This window comes from Altererythrobacter chaiwopuensis (assembly GCF_054957735.1).
The window spans coordinates 108,936-131,672 of sequence record NZ_JBTXJF010000001.1 but is presented as its reverse complement, the minus strand read 5'-3'; the positions used below and the strand labels follow the sequence as shown (position 1 = coordinate 131,672).

The 22,737-nt window shown below is 60.0% G+C and carries 26 protein-coding genes; 8 read left to right on the top strand and 18 right to left on the bottom strand.

Annotated features, from left to right (window positions below):
* The first annotated feature begins 8 nt into the window (after positions 1 to 8).
* Together tgt and ACX3VQ_RS00620 are read left to right on the top strand one after the other, a co-directional pair.
* Entirely contained in the window at positions 9 to 1,136 is a 1,128-nt protein-coding gene (tgt, locus tag ACX3VQ_RS00625) for a tRNA guanosine(34) transglycosylase Tgt (RefSeq protein ID WP_462579034.1), read from the top strand.
* A gap of 108 nt (positions 1,137 to 1,244) precedes the next feature.
* Entirely contained in the window at positions 1,245 to 1,508 is a 264-nt protein-coding gene (locus tag ACX3VQ_RS00620; RefSeq protein WP_462579033.1) for a hypothetical protein, read from the top strand.
* 114 nt (positions 1,509 to 1,622) lie between these two features.
* On the opposite strand, the gene rpsD is transcribed toward ACX3VQ_RS00620, so the two are convergent.
* Positions 1,623 to 2,237, bottom strand: a complete 615-nt coding sequence (gene rpsD, locus ACX3VQ_RS00615; protein ID WP_462572108.1) for a 30S ribosomal protein S4 — start codon at positions 2,235 to 2,237, stop codon at positions 1,623 to 1,625.
* A 227-nt stretch (positions 2,238 to 2,464) separates the two neighbouring features.
* Between rpsD and ACX3VQ_RS00610 the strand changes: the two genes are divergently transcribed.
* Positions 2,465 to 2,776, top strand: a complete 312-nt coding sequence (locus ACX3VQ_RS00610) for a chorismate mutase (protein ID WP_462579032.1) — start codon at positions 2,465 to 2,467, stop codon at positions 2,774 to 2,776.
* Here the strand turns inward: ACX3VQ_RS00610 and ACX3VQ_RS00605 are convergent.
* The 8 genes from ACX3VQ_RS00605 to ACX3VQ_RS00570 all read right to left on the bottom strand — a co-directional run bounded on the left by ACX3VQ_RS00605 (position 2,773) and on the right by ACX3VQ_RS00570 (position 10,457).
* Positions 2,773 to 3,498 (bottom strand): RNA methyltransferase, encoded by a 726-nt coding sequence (locus ACX3VQ_RS00605; protein ID WP_462579030.1) that lies wholly within the window; start codon positions 3,496 to 3,498, stop codon positions 2,773 to 2,775. The two genes, ACX3VQ_RS00610 and ACX3VQ_RS00605, sit on opposite strands and share 4 nt — an antisense overlap.
* Positions 3,485 to 3,955 (bottom strand): transcriptional regulator NrdR, encoded by a 471-nt coding sequence (gene nrdR, locus ACX3VQ_RS00600; RefSeq protein WP_462572111.1) that lies wholly within the window; start codon positions 3,953 to 3,955, stop codon positions 3,485 to 3,487. The genes ACX3VQ_RS00605 and nrdR overlap by 14 nt, the downstream gene beginning before the upstream one ends.
* Before the next feature lie 8 nt (positions 3,956 to 3,963).
* Positions 3,964 to 4,182 (bottom strand): hypothetical protein, encoded by a 219-nt coding sequence (locus ACX3VQ_RS00595; RefSeq protein WP_462572112.1) that lies wholly within the window; start codon positions 4,180 to 4,182, stop codon positions 3,964 to 3,966.
* A gap of 4 nt (positions 4,183 to 4,186) precedes the next feature.
* Positions 4,187 to 5,500 carry a serine hydroxymethyltransferase gene (glyA, locus tag ACX3VQ_RS00590; protein ID WP_462579028.1) on the bottom strand — a complete coding sequence of 438 codons (1,314 nt, stop codon included), beginning with the start codon at positions 5,498 to 5,500 and terminating at the stop codon, positions 4,187 to 4,189.
* On the bottom strand, positions 5,497 to 5,961 hold the full coding sequence (gene rpiB, locus ACX3VQ_RS00585) for a ribose 5-phosphate isomerase B (protein WP_462579027.1): 465 nt from the start codon (positions 5,959 to 5,961) through the stop codon (positions 5,497 to 5,499). The genes glyA and rpiB overlap by 4 nt, the downstream gene beginning before the upstream one ends.
* Before the next feature lie 74 nt (positions 5,962 to 6,035).
* The gene (rpoD, locus tag ACX3VQ_RS00580; protein WP_462579026.1) at positions 6,036 to 8,099 is read right to left on the bottom strand and encodes an RNA polymerase sigma factor RpoD; all 2,064 of its coding nucleotides are present in this window, start codon (positions 8,097 to 8,099) and stop codon (positions 6,036 to 6,038) included.
* Between the two features lie 9 nt (positions 8,100 to 8,108).
* On the bottom strand, positions 8,109 to 9,992 hold the full coding sequence (gene dnaG, locus ACX3VQ_RS00575) for a DNA primase (protein WP_462579024.1): 1,884 nt from the start codon (positions 9,990 to 9,992) through the stop codon (positions 8,109 to 8,111).
* Positions 9,993 to 10,004: 12 nt separating this feature from the next.
* Positions 10,005 to 10,457, bottom strand: coding sequence for a GatB/YqeY domain-containing protein (locus ACX3VQ_RS00570; RefSeq protein WP_462579023.1), 453 nt, complete (start codon positions 10,455 to 10,457; stop codon positions 10,005 to 10,007).
* A gap of 178 nt (positions 10,458 to 10,635) precedes the next feature.
* Between ACX3VQ_RS00570 and carA the strand changes: the two genes are divergently transcribed.
* On the top strand, positions 10,636 to 11,880 hold the full coding sequence (gene carA / locus ACX3VQ_RS00565; RefSeq protein ID WP_462579022.1) for a glutamine-hydrolyzing carbamoyl-phosphate synthase small subunit: 1,245 nt from the start codon (positions 10,636 to 10,638) through the stop codon (positions 11,878 to 11,880).
* A 131-nt stretch (positions 11,881 to 12,011) separates the two neighbouring features.
* A complete protein-coding gene (locus ACX3VQ_RS00560) occupies positions 12,012 to 12,320 on the top strand; it encodes a hypothetical protein (RefSeq protein ID WP_462579021.1) in 309 nt (102 codons plus the stop codon).
* 265 nt (positions 12,321 to 12,585) lie between these two features.
* Here the strand turns inward: ACX3VQ_RS00560 and ACX3VQ_RS00555 are convergent, their stop codons facing one another.
* A complete protein-coding gene (locus ACX3VQ_RS00555) occupies positions 12,586 to 12,939 on the bottom strand; it encodes an endonuclease domain-containing protein (protein WP_462579020.1) in 354 nt (117 codons plus the stop codon).
* 63 nt (positions 12,940 to 13,002) lie between these two features.
* Here ACX3VQ_RS00555 and carB point away from each other — a divergent pair, with 63 nt between their 5' ends.
* Both carB and greA read left to right on the top strand, forming a co-directional pair.
* On the top strand, positions 13,003 to 16,326 hold the full coding sequence (gene carB, locus ACX3VQ_RS00550) for a carbamoyl-phosphate synthase large subunit (protein ID WP_462579019.1): 3,324 nt from the start codon (positions 13,003 to 13,005) through the stop codon (positions 16,324 to 16,326).
* 113 nt (positions 16,327 to 16,439) lie between these two features.
* Positions 16,440 to 16,916 carry a transcription elongation factor GreA gene (gene greA, locus ACX3VQ_RS00545; protein WP_462579017.1) on the top strand — a complete coding sequence of 159 codons (477 nt, stop codon included), beginning with the start codon at positions 16,440 to 16,442 and terminating at the stop codon, positions 16,914 to 16,916.
* 71 nt (positions 16,917 to 16,987) lie between these two features.
* On the opposite strand, the gene ACX3VQ_RS00540 is transcribed toward greA, so the two are convergent.
* The 6 genes from ACX3VQ_RS00540 to ACX3VQ_RS00515 form a co-directional block, all read right to left on the bottom strand.
* The gene (locus ACX3VQ_RS00540) at positions 16,988 to 17,479 is read right to left on the bottom strand and encodes an N-acetyltransferase family protein (RefSeq protein WP_462579016.1); all 492 of its coding nucleotides are present in this window, start codon (positions 17,477 to 17,479) and stop codon (positions 16,988 to 16,990) included.
* An 11-nt stretch (positions 17,480 to 17,490) separates the two neighbouring features.
* Positions 17,491 to 17,721: a DUF4170 domain-containing protein gene (locus tag ACX3VQ_RS00535; RefSeq protein WP_462579015.1), complete on the bottom strand. Its 231-nt coding sequence runs from the start codon at positions 17,719 to 17,721 to the stop codon at positions 17,491 to 17,493.
* Between the two features lie 114 nt (positions 17,722 to 17,835).
* Positions 17,836 to 18,183, bottom strand: coding sequence for a hypothetical protein (locus ACX3VQ_RS00530; RefSeq protein WP_462579014.1), 348 nt, complete (start codon positions 18,181 to 18,183; stop codon positions 17,836 to 17,838).
* On the bottom strand, positions 18,173 to 18,562 hold the full coding sequence (locus tag ACX3VQ_RS00525) for a hypothetical protein (protein WP_462579013.1): 390 nt from the start codon (positions 18,560 to 18,562) through the stop codon (positions 18,173 to 18,175). Before ACX3VQ_RS00525 ends, ACX3VQ_RS00530 begins: the two co-directional genes overlap by 11 nt.
* Complete coding sequence (locus ACX3VQ_RS00520) at positions 18,559 to 18,999, bottom strand: phage holin family protein (protein ID WP_462579012.1); 441 nt, start codon at positions 18,997 to 18,999, stop codon at positions 18,559 to 18,561. Before ACX3VQ_RS00520 ends, ACX3VQ_RS00525 begins: the two co-directional genes overlap by 4 nt.
* 23 nt (positions 19,000 to 19,022) lie before the next feature.
* The gene (locus ACX3VQ_RS00515) at positions 19,023 to 19,577 is read right to left on the bottom strand and encodes a hypothetical protein (RefSeq protein ID WP_462579011.1); all 555 of its coding nucleotides are present in this window, start codon (positions 19,575 to 19,577) and stop codon (positions 19,023 to 19,025) included.
* A gap of 170 nt (positions 19,578 to 19,747) precedes the next feature.
* Between ACX3VQ_RS00515 and eno the strand changes: the two genes are divergently transcribed.
* A complete protein-coding gene (gene eno / locus ACX3VQ_RS00510; RefSeq protein WP_462579010.1) occupies positions 19,748 to 21,034 on the top strand; it encodes a phosphopyruvate hydratase in 1,287 nt (428 codons plus the stop codon).
* On the opposite strand, the gene ribH is transcribed toward eno, so the two are convergent.
* Together ribH and ribB are read right to left on the bottom strand one after the other, a co-directional pair.
* Positions 21,031 to 21,453, bottom strand: coding sequence for a 6,7-dimethyl-8-ribityllumazine synthase (gene ribH, locus ACX3VQ_RS00505; protein ID WP_462579009.1), 423 nt, complete (start codon positions 21,451 to 21,453; stop codon positions 21,031 to 21,033). The genes eno and ribH overlap by 4 nt on opposite strands.
* A gap of 4 nt (positions 21,454 to 21,457) precedes the next feature.
* Entirely contained in the window at positions 21,458 to 22,705 is a 1,248-nt protein-coding gene (ribB, locus tag ACX3VQ_RS00500) for a 3,4-dihydroxy-2-butanone-4-phosphate synthase (RefSeq protein ID WP_462579008.1), read from the bottom strand.
* Positions 22,706 to 22,737 lie beyond the last annotated feature (32 nt).

The following is a 22,737-nucleotide window of genomic DNA, read 5'->3' as shown; positions in this document are numbered from 1 at the left end:
GCGGCGCAATGGCACAGCGCTTCAACTTCACCATCCACGCCACCGACGGCAAGGCGCGCACCGGCAGCATATCGATGCTGCGGGGAGAAATCCGCACACCCGCCTTCATGCCGGTGGGAACTGCGGCAACGGTCAAGGCGATGAAGCCCGAAAGCGTGCGGGCGACGGGCGCGGACATCATCCTGGGTAATACCTACCACCTGATGCTGCGCCCGGGTGCGGAACGGGTCGCAAAGCTGGGCGGATTGCACAGCTTCATGAACTGGCCGCGTCCTATCCTGACCGACAGCGGCGGCTACCAGGTGATGAGCCTTTCGGAGCTGCGCAAGCTGACCGAGCAGGGCGTCGAGTTCCGCAGCCATATCGATGGCTCCAAACACATGCTCACGCCCGAACGCAGCATGGAAATACAGCGCTTGCTAGGCTCTGATATCGTGATGGCGTTCGACGAATGCCCGCGAGCTGACCAGCCGCGAGAGGTGATTGCGCGCAGCATGGAGCTGTCGATGCGCTGGGCCAGGCGCAGCCGCGATGGGTTTGACAGCGGCGAAGATCACGCCAGTCGCGCCGCGCTGTTCGGTATCCAGCAGGGCGCGCTTCACGAAGACCTGCGCCGTACCAGTGCCGACAAGCTCACCGAGATCGGCTTTGACGGCTATGCCGTGGGCGGGCTGGCGGTGGGCGAGGGGCAAGAGGCGATGTTTGCCACGCTCGATTTCGCACCTGACATGTTGCCGCAGGACAAGCCGCGCTACCTGATGGGGGTGGGCAAGCCAGATGATCTGGTCGGGGCGGTCGAGCGCGGGATCGATATGTTCGATTGCGTTCTGCCGACACGCTCAGGCCGCAACGGGCAGGCCTTCACCTGGAACGGCCCGCTTAACCTCAGGAATGCCCGCCACGCGGAGGATACCGGCCCGCTGTGTGAGCGCTGCACCTGCGCCACCTGCGCCACCTATTCGCGCGCCTACCTGCATCATCTGGTTAAATCAGGGGAGATCCTCGGCGCGATGCTGCTAACCGAACATAATCTGTCCTTCTACCAGCAGCTTATGCAAGCGATGCGCGATGCGATCGGGGAGGGGCTGTTTGCGGCTTTCGCCGCAAATTTTCGGCGCGATTACCTTGGCTGCTAGGCTTGGGTTTCTGGTTTCCGCTTACGACGACATTGCGGACATTCGCGCCGCACCTATAATCGCGAGATGAAACGCGCAACACGCCTTCTCCTTCGCAGGTGGCAGAAGTTGAATCACGAAGGATTGACTCAGGGCGATTTCAAAGCCCTGCGCAAGTTAGAGCGAGCGAAAGCGATCTGGCTTGTTGTTGCCACCGCTCCGACGATTCCGCTTATGATTTCAGACTTGGTTGGCTATGCGCGGGGTTGGATTTGGCACGGCTGGGCGATAGTGGCCGCAACTTGGGCGGTCGCGGTCACCGGGTTCGCCTTATTTCATGTTGGCAAGTCATTGTCAGCGTATCTCCGTGACTGGCGCAGCAACCGCAACTGAGCGTCCGCCAACCACCCAATTTCGGTCATCAGAATCAACGGCGACCAGCGCACCCCGGAAACGAAAAGGGCGGCCCCGCAGGACCGCCCTCTTGCGTGACGATATCGTCAGATCTTAGCGCGAATAGAACTCGACCACCAGGTTCGGTTCCATGGTCACGGGGTAAGGCACTTCGTCCAGCTTGGGCACGCGGGTGAAGGTCACCTTGTCGTTGCCGTCGGGCGAGACGTAGTCGGGAATGTCACGTTCGGGGAGGCTCTGCGCCTCGATCACAAGCGCCATTTCCTTGGCCTTGCTGCCCAGGCTGATGACATCGCCGACCACAATGCGGCGGCTTGCGATGTTGCACTTCACGCCGTTGACATAGATGTGGCCGTGGGAAACGACCTGGCGTGCCGAGAAAATCGTGGGCGCAAACTTTGCGCGATAGACCACCATGTCGAGCCGCTGTTCGAGCAGACCGATCAGGTTCTGGCTGGTGTCGCCCTTCATGCGCGACGCTTCCTGATAGGTGCGCTTGAACTGCTTTTCGGTCACGTCACCGTAATAGCCCTTGAGCTTCTGCTTGGCGCGCAGTTGCAGGCCAAAGTCGCTGACCTTGCCCTTGCGGCGCTGGCCGTGCTGGCCGGGGCCATAAGAACGCTTGTTGACCGGGGAATTCGGGCGGCCCCAGATGTTTTCACCCATCCGGCGGTCGAGCTTGTACTTGGCGCTTTTGCGCTTCGACATAAGTCGTATCCTTCAATCAGCTGGATCGCCCCACATGGCGACCATTCAACCCGGCATCGCACCGTCTGGCCGTTCACCAGGCGCGGCCACTGCTTCACCGGGGTGCAGGGCCAATTCGCGAAGGCGCGCGTCTAGCAGGATTATGCCCAAGGTCAAGTGGGGAGCAAGGGAAGGTGTATGCACCAGCCCCCTCGACAAATGTCCATCGACCAGCCAGAGGACGCGGCATGAGTGTGACGATTACTTTGCCTGACGAATGCACCACGATGGAACAAGTGCGTGCCGGCGTGGACGCAACCGACCGCGAGCTGATGGCGCTGCTCGCCCGCCGGTTCGGCTATATGCGCGCTGCTGCACGCATCAAACCAACTCGCGAGAGTGTGCGCGACGAAGTTCGCAAGGCTGCGGTGATCGCCGCTGCCGCAGCGGATGCACGGGCGCGCGGATTACCAGACAGGAAAATCGCGGAAATCTGGGATCTTCTGGTCGAAACTTCGATCGCCTATGAACTGGAAATCTGGGACGCGACTAGGATCTAGCAGCGCGGCGGGCGCTGCAGCGATGACAGCACGCCGCGCAGTGTCCTGATTTCCAGGTGATTCCAGCCTGGCTTGGTAAGCACGGTACGTAGCGTGCGCCGGGTTGCGTCCGCCCGCGCATCGGGCAGGAAATAACCTTTTGGCTCAAGCATGGATTCGAGATGGGCTATGAGCGCATCAAGCTGCTCCTGCGGGGCAGGAGGCAAGTTTGCCTCATCTGCCGTTGGCTGAACCAACCCGGTTTGTTTTGACCATTCATAGGCGCACAGGATCACCGCCTGCGCCAGATTGAGAGAACCGAATTCAGGATTGATGGGCACCGTGAGTACGCTGCGCGCGAGCGCGACGTCTTCGGTCTCCAGCCCCGAACGCTCGGGCCCGAACAGGATCGCGCTCTTGCCCGACGCTTCATGGATCGCTTGTGCAGCCTCATCCGGCCCCACAACCGGCTTGGTCACTCCGCGCTTTCGCACCGTGGTAGCATAGACATGAGCGCAATCGGCCACGGCCTCTGCGGTGGTCGCGAATACCTTCGCTCGTTCCAGTACGATATCTGCCCCGGCGGCCGCAGGGCCAGCATCAGGATTGGGCCAGCCATCGCGCGGAGTCACGAGGCGCAACTCGGTCAGGCCGAAATTGAGCATCGCGCGCGCCGCCTTGCCTATATTCTCTCCCAACTGTGGCCGGACGAGGACGATAGCAGGCTGGTTAGCTTGTCCCATCTTGCGCCGCTTCCTGCACCGTGCTGGCGAATTCCTTGAAGTCCTTGGCCTCGCTGAAATCGCGATAGACGCTGGCAAAGCGGATATAGGCGACACTGTCGATCTGCCTGAGGCCGTTCATCACCATTTCGCCTATCCGGGCAGAGGGTATTTCGGCATCGCCGGTGGTTTCTACCTGTCGCTGGATTCCCGAAACAAGTTGGTCGATCCGTTCCTGTTCGACCCCGCGCTTGCGGCAGGCCAGGGCAACAGATTGTTCAAGTTTGCCGCGGTCAAAGGCTTCGCGGCGGTTCCCGCTTTTGACAACGGTCACTTCACGCAATTGCACGCGTTCGAAAGTGGTGAAGCGAGCGCCGCAACTCGAACACTGCCGCCGGCGCCGGATCGAGGCGTTGTCCTCCGTCGGGCGGCTGTCTTTTACCTGACTATCGTCATGGGCACAAAATGGACAGCGCATTCAGATGTTTATTTCTTGATACGTGAGTAGAGTGCAATGCCGGCTCCTGCTGCCAAGCCCAGAGGCCAGCTAACCACGGGCAGCAAAATGCCCGCTACGGCACCGATTGCCGCTCCGGTCAAAACCGGCTTGGTCGAGGGGTGCTTGACGCCCTGCTTGGCCATGCCGACGATTTCATCCTTCGCATCGCCAAGCAAGCCGCGGTCTTCAGGTTGATTCTCGCTCATGATGTTATCCTTCCGGGTAAACGGGGAAGGCTGCGCACAGGGCTGACACACGGCCGCGCACGGCCTCCTCTATTTGAGCATCGGCTTCCGGGCCGTTCTTGGCAAGCCCATCAACCACTTCGGCGATCAGCTTGCCGATCTTGCGGAATTCCGCCGGGCCGAAGCCGCGCGTTGTGCCCGCAGGCGTGCCCAGGCGGATGCCGCTGGTCACAAAGGGGCTGCGGGTGTCATAGGGGATGCCGTTTTTGTTGCAGGTGAGCCAGGCGCGGTCGAGACCTTTTTCGGCGTCCTTGCCGGTCACGTCTTTGGCGGTGAGGTCAACCAGCATCGAGTGGTTGTCTGTCCCGCCCGAGACGATCCGCAGGCCGTTTTCCTCAAGGCTTGCGGCAAGTGCGCGGGCATTTTCGACTACGGCATGGGCATAGGCACTGAAATCAGGGCGTAGCGCCTCCTGGAAGGCCACCGCCTTGGCCGCGACAATATGCATCAACGGGCCGCCCTGCAGGCCGGGGAATACCGCCATGTTCAGCGGTTTGGTCAGTTGTTCGTCATCCCACAGGATCACGCCTGAGCGGGGGCCGCGCAGGCTCTTGTGCGTAGTGGTGGTCACGACATGCGCGTGCGGGAAGGGTGAGGGGTGCGCGCCGCCCGCTACCAGCCCCGAAATATGGCTCATGTCGACCATCAGCCAGGCACCGACGGCATCCGCGACCTTGCGGAAGGCTTCCCAGTCCCAGATGCGCGAATAGGCGGTGCCGCCAGCGATGATCAGCTTGGGCTTGTGCTCCTTCGCGATTGCCATGACATCGTCCATGTCGATGCGTTCGTCATCCTTGCGTACGCCATAGGCGACGGGATTGAACCACTTGCCGCTCATATTGACCGGCGATCCATGGGTCAGATGGCCGCCCGAATTTAGGTCCAGTCCCATGAATGTATCGCCGGGCTGCAGGAGCGCCAGGAACACCGCCTGGTTCATCTGGCTGCCTGAATTGGGCTGCACATTGGCGAAATTGCAGCCGAACAGCTTCTTCGCGCGCTCGATCGCCAGCGTCTCGACCACGTCTGCATAGTCACAGCCGCCGTAGTAACGCTTGCCGGGGTAGCCCTCGGCATATTTGTTGGTGAAGACGCTGCCAGCAGCTTCCAGAACCGCCTTCGACGCGATGTTCTCGCTGGCGATCAGCTCGATCTTGTCCTGCTGGCGCTTGAGTTCGCTAGCTACGGCAGCTGCGACTTCAGGGTCGGCCTCGGCCAGGCTGTCATGCCAGAAGCGGTGCATGATGTCGGAATTCGCGGTAGGCGCGGTACTGCTCATTGAAGGGGCTCGATCGTATCAGTGTCAAAGGGCGGGTTGGAAAGCTTGTCGACGCGGCGCTGGTGGCGGCCGCCGGCAAATTCGGTGTCGAGGAAGGTGGTGATGCAAGCCTTTGCCATATCGATACCGATCAGCCGCGCGCCCAAGGCAATGCAATTGGCATCATTGTGCTCGCGCGCGAGTTTGGCGGAAAGCGGCTCGGAAACCATGGCGCAACGCACCGCGGGATTGCGGTTGATGCTCATCGAGATCCCGAGCCCGCTACCACACAGGCCGATACCGCGTTCGGCGGTACCTTCGGCGAGGACCGCAGCCAGCTTGTAGCCATAGTCGGGGTAATCGACACTGTCGTTCGAATGGGTTCCAAGGTCCGCCACTTCGTGGCCAAGCTCCATCAGCCATTCGGCTAGCTCGGCTTTAAGATCGGTGGCGGCGTGGTCAGAGGCAATGGCAATACGCATGGGGTGCACATAGGGAAGCGGCCCGCCGATTGCCAGCGAGCCGTTCCGAAAATCACCAACCTATTGGCAAAAAGTCACTGATCCAGGAAACTGCGCATCTTCCGTGAACGGCTTGGGTGCTTCAGCTTCCTAAGCGCCTTGGCCTCGATCTGGCGGATACGTTCGCGGGTCACGCTGAACTGTTGGCCGACTTCTTCCAGCGTGTGGTCGGTGTTCATGCCGATGCCGAAGCGCATGCGCAGCACGCGCTCCTCACGCGGGGTGAGGCTGGCGAGCACGCGGGTGACCGTTTCCTTGAGGTTGGCCTGAATCGCAGCATCGACTGGGATGATGGCGTTCTTGTCCTCGATGAAATCGCCCAGATGCGAATCTTCCTCGTCACCGATTGGTGTCTCGAGGCTGATCGGCTCCTTGGCGATCTTCATCACCTTGCGCACCTTCTCGAGCGGCATGGAAAGGCGGGCCGCCATTTCTTCCGGCGTCGGCTCGCGGCCTTCCTCGTGCAGGAACTGACGGCTTGTGCGGACCAGCTTGTTGATCGTCTCGATCATATGCACGGGGATGCGGATGGTGCGCGCCTGATCGGCGATGGATCGGGTGATCGCCTGCCTGATCCACCATGTAGCGTAAGTGCTGAACTTGTAGCCGCGGCGGTATTCGAACTTGTCGACCGCCTTCATCAACCCGATGTTGCCTTCCTGAATAAGATCAAGGAATTGCAGGCCGCGATTGGTGTATTTCTTGGCGATCGAGATCACCAGGCGCAGGTTCGCCTCGACCATTTCCTTCTTGGCAATACGTGCCTCGCGTTCGCCCTTCTGCACCATGTTCACGATCCGGCGAAGCTCGGGGAGCGACATACCGGTTTGGCTGGCGATATCAGCGATCTCGGCACGAATGCGTTCGATCGCGTCGGCTTCCTTCTCTGCAAAGGCAGCCCACTTCTTGTCCTTCTTCGCGTTATTCGCAAGCCAGGCTTCGTCAAGCTCGTTGCCGACATAGGCCTTGAGGAAATCCATCCGCTTGACCTTGTGACGCTCGGCCAGGCGCAGCATTTGTCCGCCCAGCGCGGTGAGGCGACGATTGAAGGCATAAAGATTGTCGACCAGAAATTCGATCTTGGTCGCGTGGAATTGCATGCTTTCCACTTCGGCCGTCAGCTCTTCACCCAGCTTTTCGTAGCGGTTTTCCTTAGCCTTGGGGAATTCCTTGCCCGCAGCTAGCGTATCGACACGTTCGGCTTGCAGCTTCTCAAAGGTCTTGAACAGTTTGGTAATGCGTTCAAACCGCTCAAGCGCCTCAGGCTTGAGTGCAGCCTCCATCTGCGCGAGCGACATTGTGTTATCTTCTTCGTCGTCATCGTCGTCGTCGCGCTTCTTGGACGAACCTTCTTCTCCGTCTTCGTCTTCGCCCTCATCTTCTTCTTCCACGTCGTCGTCATCGTCGCGGATCGTCGGGCCGGCGGTTTCCTCGGAAATCTCGCCGTCATCATCATCCTCGGCGCCTTCGGCCAACTTGTCAGGCGGAGGCTCTTTCGAAAGCATGGCGTCGAGGTCGAGAATCTCGCGCAGCTGCATTTCTTCATTATTGAGCGCTTCGGACCACTGGATAATGGCATGGAAAGTAATCGGGCTCTCGCACAGGCCCATGATCATCATGTCGCGGCCAGCTTCGATGCGCTTGGCGATGGCAATTTCGCCTTCGCGGCTGAGCAGTTCGACTGCACCCATTTCGCGCAGGTACATGCGCACCGGATCATCGGTGCGGTCGCCTGTCACGGTTTTCTTGGCAGATGCAGCAGGAACTTTCCCGGCGGCTTTCCCGCTATCTTCGTCGGCGTCATCGTCGGTGTCGTCGTCAACGACCAATTCATCGCCTTCGGCGTCCTGCTCGACGTCGGCCTCCTCGTCATTCTCGACGATCTGCACACCCATTTCCGACAGTGCGGTCTGGACATCTTCGATCTGGTCAGGACTCATCTCGCCTGAAGGGAGCGCTTCGTTGAGCTCGTCATAAGTGACGTAACCCTTCTTCTTTGCCTTCGAGATGAGTTTCTTGATCAAAGATTCGTTGAGATCGATCAGCGGCGCATCATCGTCCTTGCCGTTGCCACCACCGCTCTTTGCTTTTGACGCCATAGGTCCGTGTCAGTCCGTTTTCATGTCGGAGACCGGCCCGTCAGCCGGTTCGCGAGAAATTTCCATGTTTGCCGCGACTGCGGCCTTCTTGCGCCCGAAGTTTTTCAGGCGTTCATTCAAAGCGGATAGCCGTTCTCGCAATCGGGTCTGTTCAGCGAAAGCCCCTTCAGGGTCATTATCAAACCGGGCCCTTGCTGCTTCAAGCGCAACAAAAAGGGCCGGCCTTTCGACCAGCAGCGATACAGCTTCAGCCAATTCCTCGCGCGCATCAACCGGGTTGGTGCCTTCTCTCAGGAAAGCGTATCGATTTTGATCCGGTGGGGCAGGAAGGCCTTTCTCCGCTGATATGGCGATGTCGGCTCGCGAATCAAGCGTTTCTGACAGTTCCAGCAAAGTTTCGACAGTTTCATGCATTTCCGGCTCGAGCCGAGCAAGGCGGCCCAGCGCCTCGGTATGGCGCAAAATTTCGCCCGGATGGCGCAGCAGGCCGTGAAGTACTGCGCGGGCAAGGTCATTGCGCGCACCGCCCGCCAAAGCCTTGCGCAGGCGGGCCGCTACATCGCCCGTCAGGCGTGGCGCCGGTTGTTGCCAGCCGGGTCTGGCCGTGCCGCTCCATTGGCGCTGCGGACGCGGGGGGAAGGCAAAGTCGGAAAAGCGCTGCAACAATTCGCGCCGGTAAAGCGCGCGAATATCGGGATCCTGAATGGCGTCTGCGTGCACGATCAATCGTGCTTTCAACCCAGCCTTGTCTTCTGGCGTGCTTAGTTCCTGCGCATCGCGTTCGTAAGCCCACAATGTGTCGAGCAGGCTGGCAGGGGTTGCCAGCAGCTTCTCCATTGCAGGCTTGCCTTGCTGCCTGATCAGATCATCGGGGTCCAGCCCGCTTGGGAGATGCACTATTGAGAGGCTCTTGCCCGGTTGCAGCATCGGTAGCACACGGCCGATCGCGCGCATCGCCGCACGCTGGCCCGCAGCATCGCCATCAAAGCACAACACCGGGACATCGGCCATGCGCCACAGCATGGAGAGTTGAGTTTCAGTGAGCGCGGTACCAAGCGGCGCAACGACATCGGCAATCCCGGCATTGGCGAGCGCGATCACATCCATATAGCCTTCAACCACCACGATGCGGTTGGTCTGGCGGCTTGCAGGTCCGGCGCGGTGCAAATTGTAAAGAGTGCGGCCCTTGTCGAACAAAGGCGTGTCGGGAGAATTGAGATATTTCGCCGCGCCTTCCCGGTTTTCAAGAATGCGCCCACCAAACGCAATCACCCGCCCGCGCGCGTCATGGATCGGCAGCATCAGCCGGTCGCGGAATCGGTCGTAAGGCGCCTTGTCATCCACGCTGATGAGCAGGCCGGTTTCGACCAGCATCGCCTCGTCAAATTGCGACAGCGCACCCTTCATTGAAACCTTGCTGTCGGGCGCATAGCCAAAACCGAATTGCTCGACGATACGGCGGCTGAAACCGCGGGTGCGCAGATATTCACGCGCGCGCTCCCCATCGGGGCCGTGCAGATTGGCAGCGAACCATTCCTGCGCGGCGTCCATCGCATCGACCAGCGTGGCGCGCTTTTCGGCTTGCTGTGCCTCGCGCGGGTCAGGGCGGGGCACTTCCATTCCCGCCTGCTGCGCCAGTTCTTTCACTGCATCCATGAATTGCAACCCGCGCTGGTCGGTCATCCAGCGGATCACATCGCCATGCGCCCCGCAGCCGAAGCAGTGATAGAAGCCCTTCTCGTCATTGACGGTGAAGCTGGGCGACTTTTCGTTGTGGAACGGGCAGCAGGCCTTCCATTCGCGCCCCGCGCGCTGGAGCTTGGTCGTGCGCATGATGACGCTGGAAAGCGTCACCCGTGCGCGCAATTCGTCAAGCCACTGCGGGGAAAGCATTGCGGGACGATATTAGGAAAGCGCGGCTTTAACCAGCCCGCTTGCCTTGCTCATGTCGAGCTTTGCACCGTGGCGTGCCTTGAGCTCGGCCATAACCCGGCCCATGTCCTTGATCGAGCTGGCATCCAGCTCTGCCTTGATGGCTTCGATCGCCGCCGTGGTTGCGGCTTCATCCATCATTGCGGGAAGGAATTCCTCGATCACGGCAAGTTCGCCGCGTTCCTGGTCGGCTAGTTCCTGCCGGCCGCCCTGTTCATACATCTCGATCGATTCGCGCCGCTGCTTGGCCATTTTCTGCAGCACTTCGATGATCAGATCATCGTCTGCTATCTCCTTGGACGAAGTGCGCATTTCGATGTCGCGGTCCTTGATCTTGGCGCCGATCAGCCGGAGCGCGGCGGTGCGCTCTTTCTCGCCCGCTTTCATGGCGACAATGGTGGCGGCTTTGATGTCATCGCGAAGCATGAATTGGTATCCTTTGGTTGGTGCTTGCTGGGGCTGATAGGGCCAAATCGCGAAAATGGGAATTGTGCCCCGATTAGTCGTTATTTCAGCGCAAGTGCGGTTGACGCGGCAGGAAGGGATGGCTAGCGGCTCAAGCTTAGCGACATTGCCGGAAAACCCCTGACTCGGAGAGCCCCAAATGGCTTCTGCTGCCTCTCGACCTGCGCAACCAAAAGGTGCGACGGGTTGCCTCGTTCTGGCCGATGGCACGGTGGTCTGGGGCAGGGGATTCGGCGCTACGGGGGAAGCGGTGGGCGAGGTGTGCTTCAACACCGCGATGACCGGCTACCAGGAAGTGATGACCGATCCCAGCTATGCAGCGCAGATCATCACCTTCACTTTCCCTCATATCGGCAATGTCGGCACGAACCCGGAAGATGTTGAAAGCAAGGTTGAAGGCGCGGTGGGCTGCATTGTGCGCGAAGACGTGACCTCGCCGAGCAATTTCCGCAGCCTTCAGGGCTTTACTGAATGGCTGGCGGCGAATGGCAAGATCGGCCTGTCCGGCGTCGATACGCGCGCCCTGACGCGCCGCATCCGTATGAACGGCGCGCCCAATGCGGTGATCGCGCATTCGCCGGATGGCAAGTTCGATATCCCCGCGCTGCTCAATCGTGCGCAGGGCTGGGCCGGGTTGGAAGGGATGGACCTGGCGCAGGTCGTTTCGCGTGAGACCAGCGAGGAATGGACCGGCGGGATTTGGCACCTGGGCGAAGGGTATGAGACAATGACGTCACCCCAGCGAAAGCCGGGGTCGGGTTCAGACCAGGACGAGAGCGATCCCAGCGTGCGCTGGGATGACGGTAGCCCGCATGTTGTCGCGGTGGATTACGGCGCGAAGGACAATATCTTCCGCAACCTCGTCCGCGCCGGGGCAAAGGTGACCGTGGTACCGGCCAAGACCTCGCTCGAGGAAGTGCTGGCGCTGGGGCCAGATGGCGTTTTCCTGAGTAATGGCCCCGGCGATCCGGCCGCGACGGGCGAATATGCCGTGCCGGTGATTCAGGGCCTGTTAGAGCGCGATGTGCCCCTCTTCGGTATCTGTCTGGGGCACCAGTTACTGGCCCTCGCGGCGGGTGCGAAGACAGTGAAGATGCACCAGGGCCACCGCGGCGCGAACCATCCGGTCCAGCGCGTGGGGGCAGGGTGGGGCGAGACCGCCGGGCTGGTCGAGATCACTTCGATGAACCACGGCTTCGCTGTCGATGCTGCTACTCTGCCTAACAGTGTGGACGAAACCCACGTATCCCTGTTCGATGGTTCCAACTGCGGTATCTCGATCAAGGGTAAACGTGCCTTCGGTGTGCAATACCACCCCGAGGCATCACCCGGCCCGCAGGACAGCTTCTACTTGTTCGAGAAATTCGTGGGGATGTTGGGGTGAGATACGCATCGTATGCGCTTTCGGTTTGTGTGATTGGGCTCGCAGGGTGCCAACTGCCTCCAGAGGAGCCGCAACCGACTTTGGATTGCGAACTTTCACACATTGCGAGCCCCGGTCCTGACGCGAGCCCTATGGTAAGACAGATCATAGCGAAGCCATTGGATGACTCGGAGGCTGGGGTCGAGAATTACCGCGGCATACTGAAAGACAAGCGCGACAATGGTCGTTCTTTGAATGTGGACGTATTCTATCACGAGTTTAGCGATGGCTCATTCGAACTCGTTCTCGAAGCAGGTACAGAACAAATCGTTGTCATGCCCGGTAATGAAATTCTGCAAGAGCGCGGTCTTCAAGGGGTAACCTTCCAAGACGGAGGACATGTCTCGACAGGCATTCCCTTGACTGCTTCCTGTCAAATCACACCTCCCGAAAGCAAATAATGCCCAAACGCACTGACATCTCCTCGATCCACCGAACACCCCTCCCCGTGGGGAGGGGCTGGGGGTGGGGGGTTGCCCTGTCAGGAATGTCGTACACTCATCCCCAACCCCTTCCCTCTAGGGAAGGGGCTAGAAGTAGTGCGATCAACTCCCTTCCCCTCGGGGAAGGGCTGGGGATGGGGGTTCGGCGGTGATGGGGCGGGGCATGATGGCGGGCGTGGTACACCCATCTCCCGACTTCTTCCCTCGAGGGAAGGGGAGTACTTCAGCGCTGGTTTCGAGCGATGGCGATTTCCTCGGCGATCACTTGCAGTACCCCATCCATGTTCCCCAGTACTTCATTGTTCCAGAAACGAATGACCCGATAACCGTGAGCTTCGATGATGCGGGTTCGGGCGTCGTCAGACGGGTTTTCCGAGTGCTGTCCGCCATCAAGCTCGATTACCAGCCGCAAGCTCCGGCAGGCGAAATCGACCACATAACTGCCGACCGGAAGCTGGCGTGTGAATTTCACGCCGTAAAATTGGCTTGCGCGCAGGTGCAGCCACAGGCGCTTTTCCGCTTCGGTTGCGTTATTACGAAGGTCGCGCGAAATTTGTGTGAGGCGCTTTTTAGCCAACGTCGAACCCCCATCCCAACCCTTCCCCAAGGGGAAGGGCTTTTGATAGCATCAAGGGCCTAAATGCCAAAAAGAACAGATATTAAATCCATCCTCGTCATTGGCGCCGGTCCGATCATTATCGGCCAGGCCTGCGAGTTCGACTATTCCGGCACGCAGGCGATCAAGGCGCTCAAGGAAGAGGGCTATCGCGTCGTGCTGGTCAATTCGAACCCGGCCACGATCATGACCGATCCCGAATTCGCCGATGCGACCTATATCGAGCCGATCACGCCAGAAATCGTCGAAAAGATCATCGCCAAGGAACGGCCCGATGCGCTGCTGCCGACGATGGGCGGGCAGACCGCGCTCAATTGCGCGCTGTCGCTCAACAAGATGGGCGTGCTGGAGAAATATGGCGTCACCATGATCGGCGCCGATGCTGAGGCGATCGACAAGGCCGAGGACCGCCAGAAGTTCCGCGAGGCGATGGACAAGATCGGGCTCGAAAGCGCGCGCAGCGGCATCGCGCACACGCTGGAACAAGCGCTTGAAGTGCTTGAGACGACCAAGCTGCCCGCGATCATTCGCCCCAGCTTCACGCTTGGCGGCACCGGCGGCGGCATTGCCTATAACAAGGCCGAGTTCGAGCTGATCGTGCGCGAAGGGCTCGACGCTTCGCCTACGACTGAAGTGCTGATCGAAGAATCGCTGCTGGGGTGGAAGGAATACGAGATGGAGGTCGTGCGCGACCGCCATGACAATTGCATCATTATCTGCAGCATCGAGAATGTCGATCCGATGGGCGTGCACACAGGGGATTCGATCACGGTTGCGCCCGCGCTGACGCTGACCGACAAGGAATACCAGATCATGCGCAATGCCAGCATTGCTGTGCTGCGCGAGATCGGGGTCGAAACTGGCGGCTCGAACGTGCAATTCGCGGTCAATCCCGCCGATGGCCGGCTGATCGTGATCGAGATGAACCCGCGCGTATCGCGCAGCTCCGCGCTCGCCTCAAAGGCGACCGGCTTCCCGATCGCGCGCGTCGCGGCCAAGCTAGCGGTGGGCTACACGCTGGACGAGATCACCAACGAGATCACCGGCGCTACGCCCGCCAGCTTCGAGCCCACGATCGACTATGTCGTGACAAAGATCCCGCGTTTCGCCTTCGAGAAGTTCAAGGGCGCGAAGCCCGAACTAGCGACCGCGATGAAGTCGGTCGGCGAGGTCATGGCAATCGGGCGCAATTTCCAGGAAAGCGTGCAGAAGGCGTTGCGCGGGCTCGAAACCGGGCTTGACGGGTTCAACCGCGTGCCTTCGCTCGAAGGCGTATCACGCGAAGTCGTTACCGCCGCGCTGAGCAAGCGCACACCCGACCGGCTGCTCCATGTCGGGCAGGCTTTCCGCGAGGGGATGAGCGTGGAGGAGATACACGCGCTTACATCCTATGATCCGTGGTTTCTGCGCCAGATCGAAGGCATCATCGCGGCGGAAAAACGGATTTCGGAAGACGGGCTGCCGCGCGATGCAGCCGAGTTGCGGCGGCTGAAGGCGATGGGCTTTTCGGACAAGCGGCTCGCCACGCTGGCAGTGCGCTCGGTCGGTGTCGCAGGCGGGCTGGGCGAAACGCAGGCCAAGCGTTCGGGACTGCTGCACGATGCGCTGCAAGCGATGGCAGGAGCCACCAGCGAGGATGAAGTGCGCAAGCTTCGTGAAAAGCTCGGCGTGCGCCCGGTGTTCAAGCGGATTGACAGCTGCGCGGCCGAATTCGAGGCAATCACGCCCTACATGTATTCGACCTATGAAGCGCCGATCTTCGGCGAGCCCGAATGCGAGGCCAACCCCTCAGACCGCAGGAAGGTGGTTATCCTGGGAGGTGGCCCAAACCGGATCGGGCAGGGTATCGAGTTCGATTATTGCTGCGTCCATGCCTGTTTCGCGCTTGCGGAAGCCGGGTTCGAGACGATCATGATCAATTGCAACCCGGAAACAGTCTCGACCGACTACGACACATCGGACAGGCTCTATTTCGAGCCGTTGACAGCAGAGGACGTGCTCGAGATCCTGCGCGTCGAACAGTCGAAGGGCGAGCTGGTCGGCGTGATCGTGCAGTTCGGCGGGCAGACCCCGCTCAAGCTGGCGCAGGCGCTGGAGGATGCGGGCATTCCGATCCTGGGCACATCGCCCGATGCGATCGACCTTGCGGAAGACCGCGAGCGCTTCGCGCGGCTCGTCAACAAGCTCAAGCTCAAGCAGCCCGAAAATGGCATCGCCTATAGCCGTGACGAAGCGGCAGCAGTGGCTGCGCGGATCGGCTATCCGGTATTGCTGCGTCCCTCCTACGTGCTGGGCGGGCGAGCGATGGAGATCGTCGACAGCGAGGCGCAGCTTGACGATTATATCCGTACCGCCGTGAACGTATCCGGCGATAGCCCGGTGCTGGTCGATCAATATCTGCGTGATGCCATCGAGTGCGATGTCGATGCGCTGTGCGATGGCGAAGAAGTGCGGGTTGCCGGGGTAATGCAGCACATCGAGGAAGCTGGTGTCCACTCGGGCGATAGCGCCTGTACCCTACCGCCCTATTCGCTCCCCAAGGATATCATCGATCAGATGGAGCAACAGGCCGATGCACTGGCCAGGGCCTTGGGGGTCGTAGGCCTGATGAATGTCCAGTTCGCGGTGAAAGATGGTGAGGTTTACCTGATCGAGGTCAATCCGCGTGCATCGCGCACCGTACCCTTCGTCGCCAAGGCGATCGGCCAGCCCGTGGCCAAGATCGCGGCGCGGGTGATGGCAGGCGAAATGCTTGCCAATTTTGAACCCTTCAAGCGCGACCTGCCCTATATGGCGGTGAAGGAAGCGGTGTTCCCTTTCAGCCGCTTCCCGGGCAGCGATCCGGCCCTTTCCCCCGAGATGAAATCAACCGGCGAAGTGATGGGAATCGATCGCAGTTTCGATGCCGCTTTCTTCAAGGCCCAGCTTGCTGCCGGGATGGTCCTGCCATCTCAAGGCACGCTGTTCGTTTCGGTAAAAGACAGCGACAAGCCGCATATCCTTCCGGCGGTGCGCACGTTGATCGAGCAGGGCTTCTCTGCCATCGCTACCGGCGGAACGCAGGCCTATCTGGCCGAGCAGGGACTGCCGGTGGAGCGCATCAACAAGGTGGCCGAAGGGCAGCCGCATGTGGTGGACCGGATCATCGATGGAGACGTCGATCTGATCTTCAACACGACTGAAGGGTGGCAGAGCTTGCTGGACTCGAAATCGATCCGTGCATCAGCGCTGACGGAGAAGATTCCCTATTATACAACGGCGGCTGCCTCTGTTGCGGCGGCAAATGCAATTAATGCAGTAAACGCAAGCCAGCTTGAAGTCCGCTCGTTGCAGGACTATTATAGCTAGCGAACATTAGCTCTTTCCCCAAATTTCGACGCTCCCAAGGTTGCCTCGGCAGAAGCAGCCACGTCCGAAATAACTCTGAATATCAAAGGGAAGGGCGCTGGAGGAAAGACTGGATGGCTACGATGGAAAAGGTTCCGATGCTGGCTGAGGGCTATGAGCGGCTGACGGCCGATCTCAAGGTTCTGCGCGCGGAACGCCCGAAAATTGTCGATGCGATCGAGGAAGCTCGCGCGCATGGCGACCTGTCGGAAAACGCCGAATACCATGCCGCCAAAGAGCGTCAGGGCCAGGTCGAGGCGCAGATATCTGAGATCGAAGACAAGGTCAGCCGCGCACAGATCATCGATCCGACGACCCTATCGGGTGACAAGGTGGTGTTTGGAGCCACTGTGACGCTGCTCGATGAAGACGACAAGCCGATAAAGTACCAGATTGTCGGCCAGACCGAAGCGGATGCGAACCGGGGACGGATTTCCTACAACTCGCCTATCGCTCGCGCGCTGATCGGCAGGCAAGTAGGCGACGAGATCGAGGTCACGGTGCCATCGGGCGACCGGTTCTACCTCCTCGACAAGATCGAATTCATCTGATTGCTTATGATTTCCTACGCAAGCAGGAATCCAGCGCGAAGAGACTTTTGAGCTCCTGCTTTCGCAGGAGCTCAGACTAAGGCTTTCTCCATCGCATAATTGTGGATCGGCACTTCCCGGTCGTTGTGCTCGATCGCGAAGTCGCGCCGATGCGTGACGTGGTAGCCCGCTCGCTCGAAAGCGGGCAGGGCCAGCTCGCTAGCTTCGGTGTAGAGGCGGGCACATCCCCATTTGCGCGCTTGATCCTCTGCCGCGGCCAGCAATTGATCGGCGAGCCCCCGGCGTGTGTGATCGGGATGGCAGTAAAGATGGTCCAAATGGCCGTCCTGCTCGCACAGGGCGTAGGCAACAGGCATGTCACTGGTTTCGGCTGCGACCATTATCCAATGTCCTTGTTCCGCACGCTCCAGAATACGTTCCCCGGCCGCTGGCGAACGCGCGGCCCAGGCGGCGACTTGCTCCGGTGAATATCCACGCCCACCAATTACGCGAACCGCCTCAGCGAAGATTTCACCGAGGCGCGGAGCATCGCTGCTCCGAAACAGGCGCAGTGTATAGGGCATGTCCCGAGCACCTATTCTTCCGGCTCGAGCAGGCGGTGGAGATGGACCACGACATATTTCATTTCGGCATCGTCCACTGTGCGGTGCGCATTAGCGCGCCAGGCCTCAACCGCGTCGTCATAATTGCTGAAAACGCCCACGACATGGACGCTTTCCGGATCCTGGAATTCCAGTGAACGGGGATCCTTCACGCGGCCACCCATCACCAGGTGCAGCCGTTGCTTTGCCTCATGTTTAGCCATGATTTTCGTATCTCCTTGGGGAATCGCGCGCGCCATAGCCTAGCCTGCGGCTCAGGCAAGCAAAAGCGGGACGATCGGGAGAATCCGAGCGGTCAAGAGCCCGCTGGCACAGATTCAGTCAGCTGCGAGATCCTGCAGGTCGCCTTCATTCTGTGCCGCTTCATCGCGGCGTTCAGATGCGCGCTCGTACATAGTCAGGGCAAAGGCAATTGCGGCATCGGTGGCAATCCGTCCCAGAAAACCGGTGGCGGTGGCCGCCTTGCGCCCTCCGCGCGACAAAGTCCCCAAGGCTAGCCCAAGGGCGGCTGCAGCTCCAATCACCAGCAGGGGATTGGCTTTGACAAAATCGATCGCTTCGTGCGCTGCGTCGCGGGCATATTCGCTCGCTGGGCGGTTCGTGAGGCGCTGCTGCGCCTTCTCGATCCGTTCGCGCAAGGCTGTTCGATTTGCTTCACTGGTCATGATAGTCTTCCGCTTTCGGGTTTGCTTCTTGAACGCTGGCGTCGGCCTCGTCGAACGATTCTGTTGTCTGAGGCCCTCCATCGTCGCCTTCGGTCGCACCACCAACCAGTGCGGCAATCGGTTTACGTGCCAGCCACAGCGCTACACCCGTTCCCACAACTCCCGCGATCGCCGTGATCAGGCCACGATTGGCGCGCGCAGCACTCCCGGCGCGGTCAGCCAGATCAAGCGCATCATCGACCACCTTGTCGGCCAGTTCGGTGCCGATCCTCTTGCCGGAAACGGCTTCGCGTACACGCAGGAATTGGCCGAAAATGATCGATCGCGCCGTATTACGCATCGCCCGATCCTCGGATAACTGTCGCTTGAGGTCGCTCATTTGTCGGCATCCTCGTTCGCGTTATTGAATGCTTCTCCAATTTCGCGGGTGGAGCTTTGCATGCGCATCACAAGGATAAAGGCGCCAAGCAGTAGAAGGCCCACGACAATCGCTGTCGCGCCCCATGCGGTGACATGGGGAGTCAGGGCGATGACAAGGCCTACCACCAGCGCAATGAGCGCAAGGTGGATAAAGGCCAGCGCGAAGAGGCCTGACAGCACGGCTGACTTGCTGCGATTCGCCGCAAACGCGAGTCGGGTTTTCTGGAATTCGACTTCAGCCTGCACGAAGTTGCGGCTGTCCGAAACCAACGCCGCGACATCGTCGACCAGCGAAGGGCCGGAAGGCGAACCGGCACTCTCGTCACCGCGCACCGCGGCTTCGAGTTCGTCATCTACATCGTCGGGGCGCGGATCAGGCCGATCCTCATCACGCATTTCCAACCCCCTATGCTAAACGATCAGCCGCGCCCGCCGCGGAACAAACGGGCTACCAGAAATCCGAAAATCGCGGCAATGCCGATCGCGGTTCCAGGACTTTTGCGTACGAGTTCGCGCGCGTCCTCGCCGATCTCTTCGACGCTCTTGGATTCGAGCTTTGCGCTGGCTTCCTGCAGGCTGCGCGATGCTTTCCGGGCATAATCGCCATATTGTTCGCCAATTCTCTCGTCGATCTGTGGCGCAGTGTCGGCCACTATCTTGCCGAGAGATGCCAAGGCATCGCTGGCACGGGTTTTGCCTTCAACGGCAAGTTCGCCGGCCTTCGCCTTGGCTTCGTTTCCATAGGTCTTGGCTTCAGCAACCAGATCGGTACCTTTGTCACGAACCTGTTCGCGATACACGCCAGCACGCGCGCCAGCTTCAGCCTTAAGTGCGGCCGCGCCGGCACGAGCTTCATCAAGCGCCGCGTTGAAGCGCGATTTGGCTTCTGCAGTATTGTTGCTGGCCGCTTCGGGCTTTGCCGCCTTCTTGGCGGTGGGTTTCTTTTGGGTCTTGCTTTTGGTCGTCTCTACCATGATCCGTCCTTTGCCTAGTAATTCGATTATATCCGGCAAGAATACGTTTGCCGAACTGTTTTATAAGGTAACGCGGCTTGCGCCGCGATGTTCCGGCGCATAGAGCGCTGCCAATCCCCGATATGGTGGTGTCTTAGCCAATTACAACACATCGAGCCAGGAGCTTGCCCATGACCGCGATTATCGATCTGCACGGCCGCGAAATCCTTGATAGTCGTGGCAATCCCACGGTGGAAGTCGATGTGCTGCTGGAAGACGGAAGTTTCGGACGAGCTGCGGTTCCATCGGGCGCGTCGACTGGCGCGCATGAAGCGGTTGAGCTGCGCGATGGCGACAAGGCCCGCTATATGGGCAAGGGCGTGCTCAAGGCGATCGAAGCAGTAAATACCGAGATTGCCGATACGATCCTGGGCCTTGATGCGGAAGACCAGCGCGATATCGATCTTGCCATGATCGAGCTCGATGGCACGCCCAACAAGGGCCGAATTGGAGCCAATGCTATCCTCGGCACCAGCCTGGCCGTGGCCAAGGCCGCAGCCAATGCGCGCGGGCTGCCGCTCTATTCCTATCTCGGCGGGGTTGCCGCACACGTCCTGCCGGTGCCGATGATGAACATAATCAACGGCGGCGAGCATGCCGACAACCCGATTGATATCCAGGAATTCATGATCATGCCCGTGGGTGCGGATTCTCTGGCAGAGGCGGTACGATGGGGCTCGGAAATCTTCCACACCCTCAAGAAGAACCTTTCGAACAAGGGACTCTCGACCTCGGTTGGCGATGAAGGCGGCTTTGCCCCCAATCTTGCCAGTTCGCGCGCAGCGCTGGATTTCATCATGGCTTCAATAGAACAGGCCGGTTTCAAGCCCGGCAGCGAAGTCGCGCTCGCGCTCGATTGTGCGGCGACCGAGTTTTATGCCGATGGCCGCTATGACATGGCGGGTGAGGGCACCTCGCTGTCGAGCGAGGAAATGGCGGACTATCTTGCGGCGCTGTGCTCCGATTATCCGATCCGCTCGATCGAAGACGGGATGAGCGAAGACGACCTTGATGGCTGGAAAATCCTGACCGACAAGATTGGCAGCAAGGTCCAGCTGGTGGGTGACGATCTGTTCGTGACCAATCCAAAGCGCCTTGAAATGGGGATCGGCAAGGGTCTTGCCAATTCACTGCTGGTGAAGGTCAACCAGATCGGCTCGCTCACTGAAACGCTGGCCGCGGTCGAAATGGCACACCGCGCCGGATACACTTCGGTGATGAGCCACCGCTCGGGCGAGACCGAGGATTCGACGATCGCCGACCTCGCGGTTGCGACCAATTGCGGGCAGATCAAGACCGGCTCGCTCGCGCGGTCTGACCGGCTTGCCAAATACAACCAGCTGATCCGGATCGAGGAAGAGCTGGGCGCCAGCGCGGTCTACGCCGGCGCGCAGTGCTTCGGAAGGCTGGCTGGTTAAGCTCCGAACCGCTGCTGCAACTCAAGCATGGCGAGCGCGGCCTTGGCAGCTTCGCCGCCCTTGTCCTTCTGCGCAGGGTCGGCGCGGACCAGCGCCTGCTGCTCGTTCTCGACCGTCAGGATTCCATTACCGATAGCGATCCCGTCCATCGTCAGCGCCATGATCGCGCGGGCGCTTTCCCCGGCGACGATCTCGAAGTGATAGGTTTCGCCGCGGATCACCACGCCGATCGCCACGAAGCCGTCATACTGGCCGCTTTCGGATGCGAGCGCGATCGCTCCCGGAATCTCGAGCGCGCCGGGCACGGTAATGACTTCCACCTTATACCCCGCAGCTTCGATGGCAGCGCGCGCGCCGGCGATCAGCAGGTCATTGAGATGACCGTAGAAACGGGCTTCGACTATCAGGATGCGTGCCATCGGTTTACTCCGGGATTGGCATGAGGCTGGCGATGTTGAGGCCAAAGCCTTCGATCGCCACAACATTGGGCTGCGAGTTGGTCAGCAAGATCATTTCGTGAATATTGAGATCGGCCAGTATCTGTGAACCGATCCCCACATTGCGCTCTTCGTCGCTATCGCTGTAAGTGCCGGTAGCCGAGCGATCGCGCAGGATCACGATCACGCCCGAGCCATGCTCGCCCACCGCCAGCATCGCGCGCTGGAGGGTGCGCTTGCGCGGGCCGGGTTGGCCCAGCACATCGTCGAGTACCGAGATCGGATGTACACGGGTAAGGGTGGGCTCTCCCGCTACGACATGCCCCTTCTGCAGGACATAGGCCTCGCTACCGTCAACCTTGTTGCGATAGGTGAGGAGGCGCCATTGCCCGCCGTAATCGGATTCAAAGCTGCGTTCGTCGACCCGCTCGACGAGGTGATCGTTACGGCGTCGGTATTCGATCAGATCGCGGATAGTGCCGATCTTGAGGTCGTGCTTGCGGGCAAAGCCGATCAGATCGTCGAGCCGTGCCATCGAACCGTCTTCGTTCATGATCTCGCAGATCACTCCGGAAGGATTGAGCCCTGCAAGGCGCGAGATATCGACCGCCGCCTCGGTGTGGCCTGCGCGCACCAGCACGCCGCCATCGCGGGCCGCTAGCGGGAATACGTGGCCAGGGGTGACAATATCCTCCGGACCTTTGCTGGAGTCTATCGCGACTGAAACTGTGCGCGCGCGATCAGCCGCCGAGATACCTGTGGTTACGCCTTCTTTCGCCTCGATCGAGATCGTGAAAGCGGTCTGCATGCTTTCCTTGTTGTTGCGGCTCATCGGTTCAAGCCCGAGCTGCTCCACGCGCTTGCGAGCGAGCGCCAGGCAGATCAGTCCGCGCCCATGCGTCGCCATGAAGTTGACCGCATTGGGTGTTGCCATTTGTGCGGGGATGATCAAATCACCTTCGTTCTCGCGATCCTCATCATCGACCAGGATATACATGCGGCCATTGCGCGCTTCGTCAATGATTTCCTCGATTGAAACGAGGGCGGGGCGGTCGTCGCTTTGCAGCAGGAAATTCTCCAGCTTGGCAAGCGTCTCAGCAGTTGGATTCCAGCTGGCCTCTGTGCAGTCGCGCAGGGTATTGGCATGCAGACCCGCAGCACGGGCCAGGCCGGCGCGGGTAAGTTTGCCTCTGTTTACGAGATCGCGGACTTGTTCAATGATCGTTGTGCTCATACGGCAATTCTAGCACATTATAATGTGACTAC